Here is a 13,643-nt window from a genome sequence, read left to right as displayed (position 1 = left end):
GCGGATACCGTGGACGCGCCATGAAGAACGGGGGTCGGTGACCGGCCCACGGGGCGCCGGGTGGCAGACTGGGCGCCGACCGCGGCGGCCCACAAGGCCCTCGCCCCGGCGGTGAAGAGTACAGCAATGAGCGCTTTCGTCCGCCTGGAGCAGCGGGAGCCATACACCCGGGCAACAGATCACGTAAGGCAATTCGCCGTTTTTCACTCGAACGTGTGTTTGGCGCAACCTTTCGAAAGCAACTACCGTTGTGCTGCACGGGAGACCATCGAGAGGGGCCGACGTGACCACCACCGCAGACAGTGCCACCATCACTGCCCAGGACCGCTCCCAGGGCCGACTCGAGCCGGTGCATGCCATGAACGAAGCCACGAACCCTGAGGGACCCAAGAGGTCCCTGCCCGGCCGACCTCCAGGCATCAGGGCGGACAGCTCCGGGCTGACCGACCGGCAGCGCCGGGTGATCGAGGTCATCCGGGACTCCGTGCAGCGGCGCGGCTACCCGCCGTCGATGCGGGAGATCGGCCAGGCCGTGGGCCTCTCCAGCACCTCCTCGGTGGCCCACCAGCTGATGGCGCTCGAGCGCAAGGGATTCCTGCGCCGCGACCCGCACCGCCCGCGCGCCTACGAGGTACGCGGCTCCGACCAGTCGTCCGCCGTGCAGCCCACCGACACCGCGGGCAAGCCCGCCGCGTCGTACGTCCCGCTCGTCGGCCGCATCGCCGCCGGTGGCCCCATCCTGGCCGAGGAATCGGTCGAGGACGTCTTCCCGCTCCCCCGGCAGCTGGTCGGCGACGGTGAGCTCTTCGTGCTGAAGGTCGTCGGAGACTCCATGATCGAGGCCGCGATCTGCGACGGCGACTGGGTCACGGTCCGCCGCCAGCCCGTCGCGGAGAACGGCGACATCGTCGCGGCGATGCTCGACGGCGAGGCCACGGTCAAGCGCTTCAAGCGCGAGGACGGCCATGTCTGGCTGCTGCCGCACAACTCGGCGTACCAGCCGATCCCCGGCGACGAGGCCACGATCCTCGGCAAGGTGGTGGCGGTGCTGCGGCGGGTGTGACACCACCGCGGCGGGCGGCCCTTGCGACAACCGCCCCTGATCCGGGCCCCGGGACCCCTGCGCCGGTTCCGGGGCCCCATGCTGTCCGGGGGCGATTCGGATGCCCCCGCCACTACGCTGTCCCGCGGCCGGGCCGCGGGACAGCGTAGTGGCATGCACACATCGGACCCGCGCCGGGTCAGACGCCCTGCGTCTTCGCCGCCGCGTCGATCGCCGCGAGGGACCTGCGCACCTGGTTTCGGTCCGTCGTGTACCAGAAGTCGGGCAGCGACGCCTTCAGATAGCCGCCGTAGCGGGCTGTGGCGAGCCGCTGGTCCAGTACGGCGACCACCCCCCGGTCCCCCGACGCCCGTACGAGGCGGCCGGCGCCCTGTGCCATCAGCAGCGCGGCGTGCGTCGCGGCGACGGCCATGAAGCCGTTCCCCCCGGCGTCCTCCACGGCCTTCTGCCGGGCACTCATCAGCGGGTCGTCGGGGCGCGGGAACGGGATCTTGTCCATGACGACCAGCTGACAGCTGGGCCCGGGGACGTCGACACCCTGCCAGAGCGAGAGCGTCCCGAAGAGGCATGTCCGGGGGTCCGCGGCGAAGTTCTTGATCAGCTCGCCGAGCGTCTCCTCGCCCTGGAGGAGGATCGGGTACTCCGGGATGCGGGTGCGCAGCTCCTCGGCGGCGAGCTGGGCGGCCCGCATCGACGAGAACAGCCCCAGCGTGCGGCCGCCGGCCGCTTCGATCAGCTCCGTGAGCTCGTCCAGCATGTCCGCGCGGTCGCCGTCCCGCGCCGGGCGCGAGAGATGCCTGGCGACGTACAGGATGCCCTGCTTCGGATAGTCGAAGGGCGAGCCGACGTCGACGCCCTTCCACTTGGGGAGGTCGTCCCCCTCCGTGCCCTCGGGAGCGAGGCCCAGGGATGCCCCGACGCCGTTGAAGTCGCCGCCCAGCTTCAGTGTGGCCGACGTCAGGATCACCGAGCGGTCCCCGAAGAGCTTCTCCCTGAGGAGCCCCGACACGGACATCGGGGCGACGTGCAGGGAGGCGCCGAAGCGGTCGTGGCGCTCGTACCAGACGACGTCCCACTCGGAGCCGTTGGTGATCCGCTCCGCCACGTCGTGCACCGTTTCCACGGCGGCCAGCGCCTGCTTCCGGACGGCGTCCTCGTCCTGAACGGACTTGTCGCGGGTGGTACCGAGCGCGGAGATCACCGTACGCGCGGCGTCGCGCAGCGCCATCAGGGCGTAGCCGAGGTCCTCGGGGATCTCCTCCAGACGGCCGGGCAGGGCGAGCTCCATCAGCCGCTCGAAGCCCTCGGCGGCCGTCTGGAGCTGGTCGGCCGCCTTCTCGTTGACCAGCTTCGCGGCGCGGCGCACCGCGCGGTTGACCTGGCCGGGGGTGAGCTCGCCGGTGGCGACACCCGTCACCCGGGAGACCAGTTCGTGGGCCTCGTCCACGATCAGCACCTCGTGCTGCGGCAGGACCGGCGCGCCCTCGATGGCGTCGATCGCGAGCAGCGCGTGGTTCGTGACGACGACCTCGGCGAGCTTGGCGCGCTCGCGGGCCATCTCGGCGAAGCATTCGGCGCCGTACGCACACTTCGAGGCGCCCAGGCACTCCCGGGACGACACCGACACCTGGGCCCAGGCGCGGTCGGAGACGCCCGGGGTGAGGTCGTCACGGTCGCCGCTGTCCGTCTCCTGGGACCAGTCGCGCAGCCGGAGCAGGTCCTGGCCCAGCTTGCTGGTGGGCGCCGCCGCCTCGAACTGGTCGAAGAGGCCGTCCTCCTCGTCCTGCGGCATCCCCTCGTGCAGGCGGTGCAGGCACAGGTAGTTCGACCGGCCCTTGAGCATGGCGAACTCCGGGCGGCGGCGCAGCAGCGGATGCAGTGCCTCCACGGTGCGCGGCAGATCGCGCTCGACGAGCTGGCGCTGCAGGGCCAGGGTGGCGGTCGCCACGACGACGGGCTCCCCGTGCGCGAGCGCGGGCACCAGATAGCCCAGCGACTTTCCGGTACCGGTGCCCGCCTGAACGAGCAGATGAGAACCGTCGTCGATCGCCTCGGCGACGGCTTGGGCCATGGTCACCTGGCCGGGGCGCTCCGTGCCGCCGACAGCTGTGACGGCTGCGTGCAGGAGTTCGGGGAGTGAGGGCTTCGTCATAGCCCGACCACCCTACGGCCCGTCACTGACAACGGGGGCATCAAGGCCGCGGCGCACGGGGCGCTCACGGGTGGTGCGGGAGTTCGGCATGGTTCCGTGCAGCGCGGCGGACGGGTGCCGGGGGCGGTCCGGACGGGACTGACGGGACTGACGGGCCTCGCGGGACTGACTCGCGGGACTCGCGGGACTGCCGGGACCGGCGGGACTGGCGGGACCACGCGGAGCCAACCGCGGGGCCCCGCGAGACCAGCGGGACCACGCGGGACAGGGGGTGGAATCGGTACGAGGACTCCTCGGTCCGGAACCAATGCGGGGCGAGCGTCGTTACTCAGAGTGATGACCCGGGAGCAGATGGCGCAGGACACGGTCCCGGACCATCAGGGCGGCCCGCTTGTGGGGCAGGTCGACCTCGGCGGAGAAGCGGAAGCCGGCGCTCAGGAAGGCTGCGATGGAGGGGGTGTTGCGAAGGTCGGGTTCGGCGACGACGCGTGCGCAGGAAGGACGGCGGTCGAGGATCAGGTCGGCGGCGGCGCGCAGCAGGGTGGATCCGAGGCCACGCCCGCGGTCGGCGACACCGCCGATGAGGAGGTGGATTCCGGTGTCGTGGGGACGAGCCGGGTAGTGACGGGCCAGAGGATCGAGGTCCGCGCGGTAGATCTCCCAGTAGCTCATGGGGGTGCCGTTCAGCACGCCGAGGCAGGGGACGCTGCGTCCGTCACCGTCGAGTTGGGCGCGCAGGTGCCGGTCGGTCACCGATGCTTCTCCCGCCAGATCCCAGAATGCGGCCACCGCGGGGTCGTTCATCCAGCGGGCGATGAGCGGCAGGTCGCGTGCGAGGCGGACGGGCACGAGGTGGAGGACGCCTGCGGGGGTGGTGGTGCTGCCCCAGTCGGCGAGGTGGTCGAGGAGGTCGTCGTCCTGCGGGACGGCGTGGCGTGCGGCAGGGGCGGCCGGTGCGGCGATCGCCTCGACCGGATCGGCGAGCCCGGGGGGACCCCATGTCGGCCGGTCCGTCTCCTCCTCCGCGCAGAGCGCCAGGAACTCGTCGGGCAGCCGGAGATCGAGGGTCTCCTCGCAGTCGGGGCTGCGGCCGGGCTCGGCTTCGGGCTCGGAGCCCGTGCCCGGGTCCGGACCCGCCGGGTCGGCGAAGGCGGTGCCGGCGTCGGTGCTCGCATCGGTGGGAGGCACGGCGACGCTCCTCTCAGGAGACGAATGGGGCATGTTCCTCAGGAATGGAGGGGGTTGGCGATGGTGACGTAGACGGACTGGCTGTCGACCGGGCCGACGAGCTCGTCGAGGCCGTGCAGCCGGGTCAGCAGATTGGCCTTGCAGCGCAGTACGGGTGAGTCGAGCAGATGGGCGGGCAGAGGCGTGCGCAGCCGGTCGGGCCCGGTGGCGACGCGGGCCAGGAAGTGGCGGAAGGCGGCGAGCAACAGCCGTTCGTCGGCGAGGCGCTGGGAGCCGAACGCGCCGATGAGGCCGAGCACGTTGTTGATGCCGAGGTAGTACGCGAAGCGCTCGTCGGTCACCTCGTCCGGGACGAACGTGTCGCTGTGCGCACCGATGCCGGGCAGCCGGGCGTCGAGTTCGCCGCGGCGGGACTCGCGGAAGTAGTAGCCCTGGTTGTCCCGGTAGCGTCCGCCCGTGGGCCAGCCGTCGGGGTCCAGCAGGAGCACGGTGTTCTGCTGGTGTGCCTCCAGGGCTACGCCGGCCTCGCTGTCCAGCCAGAGCACGGGGCGCACGACCTGTTCGAGGTAGCGCAGGAACCACTCGGTGGTGACGGCCGCGCGTGAGCGCCCGGTGCGCACCGCGAGGCGGGTGACGATCTCGGCGAGCCGGGAGCGCAGGACGGGGCGCCGCTGTCCGGCGAGCGCGGCGCGGGGCCTCGGCGAGACGAGTCCGGCGACGCACGAGGCATCGACGGTCGGCGCGAACGGGTTGTGCCGGATCACCACGTCCAGCCCGGTCACGGGGATGCCGTCCTGGTCGTCGACGGCGAGCCAGGCCGGGTCGCGGACGATGTCGAAGCGGGGGTGCGCGGACCGCCACTGCTTGCCGACGCCACCGCGCAGCAGACGGTGCACCTCGACGCCCCGGTGGAGTTCCTTGCGGAGGTTCTCCCGGCGGGAGTTGGTGATGCGCAGGCCCAGCGACAGCTTCAGCATCGCGGGGGCGCCCGAGCGGTGGACGGTGCGCACGGAGGAGGTGGGGTGCCAGGGCTCGCCGTACGGGCCGAGATCCCGGAGCAGTCCGGCGTCCAGCAGGGCCACGACCTCGGGGCGGTGCCGGATTTCCCGTGCCTGCCAGGGATGCAGCGGAAGCGCTCTGAACCCGTCGGGCAGCGGAAGGTCCGGGCCCGCGAGCCGTTCGGTCAGCCGGCCCGCGGGCACGGGCACGCCGCGCTCGGTCCACGCCGAGTCCGCCGCGAGTACCGAGGGCGCGACCGCCAGCCAGTGCAGCGGGAAGCAGCCGCGCAGTTCGGGCGAGTAGCGGCGGGCCTCGGCGTCGGAGAGGCCCTCGCGGCTCTTGGCCGTCGGGTGCAGCGGGTGACCGAGCAGCAGCGCCTGTTCGGCCGAGAGGAAGAGGTCACTCCCGTCGACGGGGTGCCCACGGCGATCCGCGATGAAGGCCTCGGTCCGGCGGACGGAGTCGGCGACACGGCTCACCAGATCGCCGAGGTGGCACGACGCGAAGCCGGGCGCCGGGTCCGATGCCCTGCTCGACGTGGCGTCGTGCGGGGAGGGCGGGGTGGCCGAGGGGGAGCCCTGCGGGAGGCCTGAGGGGCGGCCTGGCGCAGAGCCCGGCGCGGGATCCACCACGGGGCCCCATGGGGCGCCCGGCGCGAGGCCCGGCACCCGGTCCGCCCCGGAGTCCGCTGCCGCACCGGCGATGGGACCCGGCGTGGCGCCGGGCATGGAACCTGGCGCCGAGACCGGTGCCGGGACCGGAGCCCCTGCCGAGACCGGGTCTAGTGCCGGGACCGGTGCCGGGACCGGGACCGCGTCCAGTGCCGGTGCCGGCGCCGAGACCGGTGCCGGGACCGGGTCCAGTGCCGGGTCCGGTGCCGGGACCGGGACCGCGTCCAGTGCCGGGTCCGGCGCCCGGTCAGGGTCCGGTGCCGGGTCGGCGCCCTGGGCCGTGGCCGGGTGGGTTGGCGTCGGTTCCCGTGCCAGCAGGGCCGCCACCGTCACCGCGTCCGCCGGTGGGGCCCACCCAGGTGCGCCGGCCAGACGCGGGGGGCCGAAGCGGTGCCAGCCGGTCGGGGACCAGTAGTGGACGGGGGCGAGGAGGGCCGTACCGCTGGCGCGGAGCGGGATGCGCAGAGTGCCGTCGGCGGGCGCGGCTAGGTCGTGCTCACGGACCCAGCAGCGCAGCAGGTTCTCCACGGTCGCGATCTGGGCGGCCGTGTACGCGTCGGGATGGTCCAGCAGGTCGGCGCCGGGGCCGCGCACCTCTGCGACCTCCGGTGACGCGGCCTTCTGCCGGGGTACCGCGTCGGCCCCCGGTGCGAGCGCGGCGGCCCCTGCGGGGCCCGGCTCGCGCTCGGAGGTGTGGGGTTCGCCGTCGTGGCTGGGGGTGGCGTTCAAGGGCGTTCCTCGTGAGGTGGTTCCGGCTCGTGCGGCGACGGGCCGTGCGGTACGGGCGGGTGCGAGGCCCTGGGCCTTCCTGGTGGGACGTGGGTGGGGGTGGGGCCGGTTGGGCCGCGGTGCCGGGCCGAGGAGCGCGGCACGCGTGCTCAGGGGTGTAAGGGACCCCGGGCCACCGCGGCCACCGCGTCCGCGAGCCGGTCAAGGACCGCGCTCGCCTGCTCGTCGCTGATCGTCAGGGGCGGCAGCAGCCGGACCACACTCGCCTGCCGCCCGCCCAGCTCCACGATCAGTCCGCGTCGCAGGCACTCCCGCCGGACGGCGGCGGCCAGCGCGGGCGCGGCGGGACAGGCCCCGGCGCCCCCAGGGCCGACCGCCCCGAAGCCGACGCCCCCGGGCTCGACACCGCCCCGACCAGCGCTCCCGAAGCCGGGACTCCCGAAACCGACACCCCCCGAATCGCCACCGCCCCGATCAGCGCCCCGGAAGCCCGCGACCCCGGCATCGGCACCTCCGGCATCCGCAGCCTCGGCACCGGCACCGGCACCGGCGGTCGGCGAGTCCAGGGGCACCCGTTCGGGCGCGCCCTCGGGGTTCACCAGCTCGATGCCGATCATCAGCCCCCGGCCCCGCACATCCCCGATGCACGGGAACTCGGCCGCCAGGGAGCGGAGTTGCGTCAGCAGTCGGGCGCCGAGCGTGGCTGCGCGCTCGGCGAGGCGGTTCTCACGGACGTACGCGAGGGTCGCCGTGCCGGCGGCCATGGCGAGCTGGTTGCCGCGGAACGTGCCCGCGTGGGCGCCGGGTTGCCAGACGTCGAGGTCGTCGCGGTAGACCACGACAGCGAGCGGCAGGCTGCCGCCGATCGCCTTGGAGAGGACCATCACGTCCGGGACCACACCGCTGTGCTCGACCGCCCAGAAGCGTCCGGTCCGGCCCACACCCGTCTGCACCTCGTCAGCGATCAACGGGATCGACCGGTTCCTCGTGATCTCCCGCATCCGGCGCATCCACGCGTCCGGCGCGGGGTTCACCCCGCCCTCGCCCTGCACCGGTTCGAGGATCATCCCGGCGGGCAGTGGTACGCCCGACTTGTCGTCGTCGAGCACGGACTCGGTCCAGCGGGCGGCGAGTTCGGCACCGCGCTCGCCACCGACTCCGAAGGGGCAGCGGTAGTCCAGCGGATACGGCAGCCGCGTCACCCGTACATCGGTCGCGCCCCCTGACGCCTCCAGCGCCCCCGCGGTCATCCCGTGGTACGCGCCGGTGAAGGCGAGGATCCCGGTCCGGCCGGTCGCCATGCGCACCAGCTTCAGGGCGGCCTCCACGGCGTCCGTCCCGGCCGGGCCGCAGAACTGCACGCGGGCGTGGTCGGCGAAGCCGGGCGGCAGGGTGCGGAACAGCTCGGTGGTGAAGGCGTCCTTCACGGGCGTGGCCAGGTCCAGGACGGTCAGCGGGGCACCCGAGTCGAGGACCTTCCGGATCGCCTCCAGGACCACCGGGTGGTTGTGGCCGAGGGCCAGGGTGCCCGCGCCGGAGAGGCAGTCGAGGTAACGGCGCCCGTCGGCGCCCTCGATGGTGAGCCCACGCGCCCGCACGGGCACGATCGGCAGGGCGCGCGCATAGGTGCGCGCGGCGGACTCGCGCGCCGACTGCCGCCGCAGAATGCCCTCGTGCGCGGCGCGCACCGCTTCGGTTGCGGGAGCCCCCTCACGCGCCGCACGCTCGTCCTCGGCTGCCGCGGACCTCTCCGGCTCGCCGTCCACGGTTGCTAGCGGCGGCACCACCGCGGTCTCCGTCACGGTCACGACGTCAGTTCCTCCCGCTGTCCAGGAAGCCGAGGGTTGAGCACGAACGCAGGTCCCCCGTGCGTAACAACGACGTGAAGGGTCCGTGGAAGCGGGTGGGGGGAAGATCCTTGCCGATGATCCCCGACACGACTTCCTTGACGCCGGACCTGCCCGGAGGGAGGTGCTCCGGTGGTCGCCGCCGTGACGCAACTGTTGCCGTTCCGTGGGAAGTCCCCCACAGCCACCGCATAGTGTGTGGTGCCGTTCAGCGGAAGCAGTGATCATTTACGATGTCCCGCGCTCCACGGCGGTACACGTCCACCTCAATCAGGTTCATCCCAGGGGGAGTTCAGACCATGCGACCCATACGCCCGCTCTTCGCCGTCCGCCGAGAAGGGAGTGCGCGCCGGGGAACCTCCCCCGTGCTGGCTGCGGTCGGCCTCGCCACCGTGCTGGCGCTGACCACGACGGCGTGCAACTCGGGCGGCGACGCCAAGGCGAGCGGTGAGGCGAGCGCGTCCGCGTCCGCCGCGGGCGACGGCAAGATCAAGGTCCCGGACGACATCAGGCAGAAGCTCAAGGAACACGGGATCGACATCGACAAGTGGAAGAACGGCGCCTGGAAGAACTGGAACAGGGACCAGTGGCTGCGCCAGGCCGACGAGTTCATCAACCCGATCATCAAGGGGCTGTGGGACCCGGACCGGATGCGCAGGGCCAATGACCCCGACAAGGGCGTCAGCGACAACGACCTCTCGGGCGACCAGGGGGTCACGGACCCGACCCCGGCACCGGTGAGGGCGCGGGCGGTGGCGGCCGCGTACCACGACAACGCGCCCACGGCGGGCAAAGTGTTCTTCGACGCGCCCGGGGGCACGATGGTCTGCTCGGCGACCGTGGTCGAGGACCCGGCCCACCCCGGCAAGTCCAACCTCGTGTGGACCGCGGGCCACTGCGTACACGCCGGCAAGAAGGGCGGCTGGTACCGCAACATCGCGTTCGTGCCGACGTACAACAACTCCGGCAGGACGGAGGCGCAGTTGAAGAACGCCACCAGGGAGGAGGTCGCCCCGTACGGCGTCTGGTGGGGTGACTGGGCGCAGACCTCGCAGCAGTGGATCGAGCAGGGCGGCGAGACGGGCGGCCAGGGCGCGTCGTACGACTTCGCCGTCATCCATGTGACACCGGAGAAGGGCAGCGGCGGCAAGTCCCTGGAGGAGACGGTCGGTTCGGCGCTCCCGGTGAACTTCAACGCGCCTGCCGTGTCCAAGGTCGCCGGCATCACGGCGACCGGCTACCCGGCGGCGGCACCGTTCGACGGCCAGAAGCTGTACCAGTGCCAGGACAAGCCGGGGCGGCTCTCGATCGTGAGGACGGACCCGACGATGTACCGCATCGGCTGCACCATGACGGGCGGTTCCTCCGGTGGCGGCTGGGTGGAGACGGGCGCGAACGGCAAGCCCGCGCTGGTCTCCAACACCTCGATCGGCCCGGTGTCGTCGGGCTGGCTGGCCGGACCGCGGCTGGGCCCGGTGGCCAAGGGCGTCTACGAGTCGGTCAGCAAGAAGTTCGCCGCCCAGTGACACAGCGCACCTGACAGGTGTCGGACGGCCGACACCTGGTTAGGATCTCGGCCGGCCGGCACCCGACAGGCTCCGGACAGACGGCGGCGGGCCCGCTCCCTGTAGACGCGGAAGGCCCGCTCCCTGTCGACAGGGAGCGGGCCTTCCGCCGTGGGTCGGACGGCCGGGACCGCTGTGGGTCAGACGGCCGATGCCGGAACGTAGGGCGCCAGCTCAGCGGCCAGTTCCTCGTGCACCCGGGCCTTGAGCAGCGTGCCCTCCGGGGTGTGCTCCTCGGAGATCACCTCGCCCTCGGAGTGGGCGCGGGCGATCAGACGGCCCTGCGTGTAGGGCACGATCACCTCGATCTCCACCGAGGGCCTGGGCAGCTCGTTGTCGATGAGCGCGAGCAGTTCCCTGATGCCCTCGCCGGTACGGGCCGAGACGGCGAGGGAGCGCTTCTCGATCCGCAGCAGCCGCTGGAGCACCAGCGGGTCGGCCGTGTCCGCCTTGTTGATCACGACGATCTCGGGCACGTCGGTGGCGCCGACGTCCCTGATCACCTCGCGTACGGCGGCCAGCTGCTCCTCCGGTGCCGGGTGCGAGCCGTCCACCACGTGCAGGATCAGGTCGGAGTCGCCGACCTCTTCCATGGTGGAGCGGAACGCCTCGACCAGGTGGTGCGGCAGGTGCCGTACGAAGCCGACGGTGTCCGCCAGCGTGTACAGCCGGCCGCTCGGGGTCTCCGCCCTGCGCACGGTCGGGTCGAGGGTCGCGAACAGCGCGTTCTCGACCAGGACGCCCGCGCCCGTGAGGCGGTTGAGCAGGGAGGACTTGCCGGCGTTGGTGTAGCCCGCGATGGCGACCGAGGGCACCTTGTGGCGCCTGCGCTCCTGGCGCTTGATCTCGCGGCCGGTCTTCATCTCCGCGATCTCCCGGCGCATCTTCGCCATCTTCTCGCGGATCCGCCGCCGGTCCGTCTCGATCTTGGTCTCACCGGGACCACGGGTCGCCAGGCCGCCGCTGCCGCCGCCCATCTGCCGGGACAGCGACTGACCCCAGCCGCGCAGCCGCGGCAGCATGTACTGCATCTGCGCGAGCGCGACCTGCGCCTTGCCCTCTCGGGACTTGGCGTGCTGGGCGAAGATGTCCAGGATCAGGGCCGTACGGTCGATGACCTTGACCTTGACGATGTCCTCGAGGTGGATCAGCTGGCCGGGGCCGAGCTCACCGTCGCAGATGACGGTGTCGGCACCCGTTTCGAGCACGATGTCCCGCAGCTCCGCGGCCTTGCCGGAACCGATGTAGGTCGCCGCGTCCGGCTTGTCGCGGCGCTGGATCACGCCGTCGAGCACGAGCGCGCCCGCGGTCTCCGCGAGGGCGGCCAGCTCGGCGAGCGAGTTGTCCGCGTCCTCCGCGGTCCCCGTGGTCCACACCCCGACGAGCACGACGCGCTCCAGGCGCAGCTGTCGGTACTCGACCTCGGTGACGTCCTCGAGCTCGGTGGACAGTCCCGCGACACGACGCAGGGCCGCACGCTCGGAGCGGTCGAACTGGTCGCCGTCGCGCTCTCCGTCGATCTCGTGGCTCCAGGCGACGTCCTCTTCCATCAGGGCATCGGCCCGAAGACCCTCGGGGTAGGCGTGCGCAAAGCGCTTGGTGTCCTGGGAAGAGGAAGAAGAGGAGGTCATTGGATCCTTACGTGTCTGGGGATTCGATTGCGGCGGCGGAGTGCGGGCCGTCCCCGTCACACCACTCGCCAGAGGTCACAACGCTTGAGTACCCCGGGACATTCCCGGTCACCCGCCCTGGGGGCCGCGCCGCCGACCCGACGATGGTCGCACGGCACGGCCCGTCTCGTCATCCGACTTGTCGCGCCCCGGCCGGAGCCTCCGCGGGCCCGCTCGCCCAGTCCGGGTGCCCCGGCATCGGCGGGGTCTTCTGGCCGTGGAGCCAGCCCTGGAAGAAGGCGCTCAGATCCCGTCCCGCGACGGTGGACGCCAGGCGCTCGAAGTCGGCCGTGGTCGCCGTGCGGTCCCGGTGCACCGCGACCCAGGCCCGCTCCAGGTGCTCGAAGGCGGCGGTGCCGATCTCCTGGCGCAGCGCGTACAGCACGAGTGCGGCGCCGTCGTAGACGTTCGGCCGGAAGAGGCTGATCTTCTGGCCGGCCTCGGGCTCCTTGGGCTCGGCGGGCGGTCCGCCGAGGGCGCGCCAGCGGTCGGAGAGGGCGTACGCCGCCTTCATGCGCTGCTCCATGGAGTGGTGCGCGGTCTCTTCCGCGTACAGGGCCTCGTACCAGGTGGCGTGCCCCTCGTTCAGCCAGAGGTCGGACCAGGTGCGCGGGCTGACGCTGTCGCCGAACCACTGGTGGGACAGCTCGTGCAGCGCGATGGACTCCACGTACCACTTGGGATACGAGGAGGCGGTGAACAGCTCCTTCTCGAAGAGGGAGAGGGTCTGTGTCTCCAGTTCGAAGCCGGTCTGAGCCCGCGCGATCAGCATTCCGTACGTCTCGAAGGGGTACGGGCCGACCTTCTTCTCCATCCACGCGATCTGGTCGGCGGTCTTCTCCAGCCACGGTTCGAGGAGCGCCTGGTCCTCGGCGGGGACGACATCGCGGATGGGCAGGCCGTGCGGACCGCGTCGGTGCAGTACGACGGTGCGGCCGATGGAGACCTGGGCCAGTTCGGTGGCCATGGGGTGCTCGGTGCGGTAGGTCCAGGTGGTCTCCCCGCCCGCTCGCTCGGTGCGCACGGGCACGCCGTTCGCCACGGCCGTGTAGCCCTCCGGCGTGGTCACGTGGAAGGTGAACATCGCCTTGTCGGAGGGGTGGTCGTTGCAGGGGAAGACCAGGTGGGCGGCGTCGGCCTGGTTGGCCATCACCAGTCCGTCCTCGGTCCGCACCCAGCCGCCGTCCCGGCCCTTCTCGGCAACGGGGTCACTGGTGTGCCGCACGGTGATCCGCAGCGCGCTGCCCTTGGGGAGCGGGGTGTTCGGCGTGATCACCAGGTCCTCCCCGGCGCTGGTGAAGGTCGCGGGCGCGCCGTTGACGTCGACGGACTGCACCGTGCCGTGCGCGAAGTCCAGGTTGATCCGCTTCAGCGGCTCGGTGACGAGCGCCCGGATGCTGGTGACGGCGGCCAGCGGCTTGCTGTTGCTGCCGGGATAGACGAAGGAGAGGTCGTACGACCGGACGTCGTAACCGGGGTTGCCGAGGGTCGGGAAGAGCCGGTCGCCGATGCCCAGCGGCTCGGGGGGCGAGGGCACGCCGGCGGCGATCAGGCAGACGGAGGCGGCGGAGGCGAGCAGGGCCGCCCGGGCACGGCGGGCACGGGGGATCACGGAACGGAGGCTGTGCGGCATGGACCACGGCTACCAGCGCGCACGGGTCGCGCGGTGACGGCGCGCGCCATATCCCACCCGAACGGGTTCAGCCGTGGCGCACGGCCCGGCCGTGCGCCGACGGGCGGGCGGCCCCAGTGAGCGGCC

Annotated in this window: 8 protein-coding genes; 2 read left to right on the top strand and 6 right to left on the bottom strand. The window is 72.3% G+C overall.

Translation table 11 applies throughout. The features are described 5' to 3' along the window. The first annotated feature begins 283 nt into the window (after positions 1-283). The gene (lexA, locus tag ASC56_RS27910) at positions 284-1,063 is read left to right on the top strand and encodes a transcriptional repressor LexA (protein ID WP_055494334.1); all 780 of its coding nucleotides are present in this window, start codon (positions 284-286) and stop codon (positions 1,061-1,063) included. 178 nt (positions 1,064-1,241) lie between these two features. Here lexA and ASC56_RS27905 read toward each other — a convergent pair whose 3' ends face one another. The 4 genes from ASC56_RS27905 to ASC56_RS27890 all read right to left on the bottom strand — a co-directional run bounded on the left by ASC56_RS27905 (position 1,242) and on the right by ASC56_RS27890 (position 8,610). Beyond that, the gene (locus tag ASC56_RS27905; protein ID WP_055494333.1) at positions 1,242-3,215 is read right to left on the bottom strand and encodes an ATP-dependent DNA helicase; all 1,974 of its coding nucleotides are present in this window, start codon (positions 3,213-3,215) and stop codon (positions 1,242-1,244) included. A gap of 324 nt (positions 3,216-3,539) precedes the next feature. Beyond that, positions 3,540-4,403 carry a GNAT family N-acetyltransferase gene (locus tag ASC56_RS27900; protein ID WP_055494332.1) on the bottom strand — a complete coding sequence of 288 codons (864 nt, stop codon included), beginning with the start codon at positions 4,401-4,403 and terminating at the stop codon, positions 3,540-3,542. 38 nt (positions 4,404-4,441) lie between these two features. After that, entirely contained in the window at positions 4,442-6,391 is a 1,950-nt protein-coding gene (locus ASC56_RS38460; protein ID WP_371330304.1) for an IucA/IucC family protein, read from the bottom strand. A gap of 560 nt (positions 6,392-6,951) precedes the next feature. Beyond that, positions 6,952-8,610 carry a diaminobutyrate--2-oxoglutarate transaminase family protein gene (locus ASC56_RS27890; RefSeq protein WP_079102737.1) on the bottom strand — a complete coding sequence of 553 codons (1,659 nt, stop codon included), beginning with the start codon at positions 8,608-8,610 and terminating at the stop codon, positions 6,952-6,954. A 338-nt stretch (positions 8,611-8,948) separates the two neighbouring features. On the opposite strand from ASC56_RS27890, the gene ASC56_RS27885 reads away from it, so the two are divergent. Further along, positions 8,949-10,175 (top strand): serine protease, encoded by a 1,227-nt coding sequence (locus ASC56_RS27885; protein WP_055494330.1) that lies wholly within the window; start codon positions 8,949-8,951, stop codon positions 10,173-10,175. A gap of 179 nt (positions 10,176-10,354) precedes the next feature. Here ASC56_RS27885 and hflX read toward each other — a convergent pair whose 3' ends face one another. Together hflX and ASC56_RS27875 are read right to left on the bottom strand one after the other, a co-directional pair. Then, the gene (gene hflX / locus ASC56_RS27880; RefSeq protein WP_055494329.1) at positions 10,355-11,845 is read right to left on the bottom strand and encodes a GTPase HflX; all 1,491 of its coding nucleotides are present in this window, start codon (positions 11,843-11,845) and stop codon (positions 10,355-10,357) included. 169 nt (positions 11,846-12,014) lie between these two features. Beyond that, positions 12,015-13,517 (bottom strand): M1 family metallopeptidase, encoded by a 1,503-nt coding sequence (locus ASC56_RS27875; RefSeq protein WP_055494328.1) that lies wholly within the window; start codon positions 13,515-13,517, stop codon positions 12,015-12,017. Positions 13,518-13,643 lie beyond the last annotated feature (126 nt).

It is taken from the genome of Streptomyces sp. TP-A0356, from assembly GCF_001417775.1.
GTDB lineage: Bacteria > Actinomycetota > Actinomycetes > Streptomycetales > Streptomycetaceae > Streptomyces.
Note: the sequence above shows the minus strand (reverse complement) of the source record. Positions and strands in the feature narration are given on the sequence as shown.

Bases quoted from the DNA above. Each gene is read 5' to 3' on its own strand.
- ASC56_RS27885 (WP_055494330.1), top strand. From the start codon at position 8,949: ATGCGACCCATACGCCCGCTCTTCGCCGTCCGCCGAGAAGGGAGTGCG.
- ASC56_RS27905 (WP_055494333.1), bottom strand. From the start codon at position 3,215: ATGACGAAGCCCTCACTCCCCGAACTCCTGCACGCAGCCGTCACAGCT.
- hflX (WP_055494329.1), bottom strand. From the start codon at position 11,845: ATGACCTCCTCTTCTTCCTCTTCCCAGGACACCAAGCGCTTTGCGCAC.
- ASC56_RS27875 (WP_055494328.1), bottom strand. From the start codon at position 13,517: ATGCCGCACAGCCTCCGTTCCGTGATCCCCCGTGCCCGCCGTGCCCGG.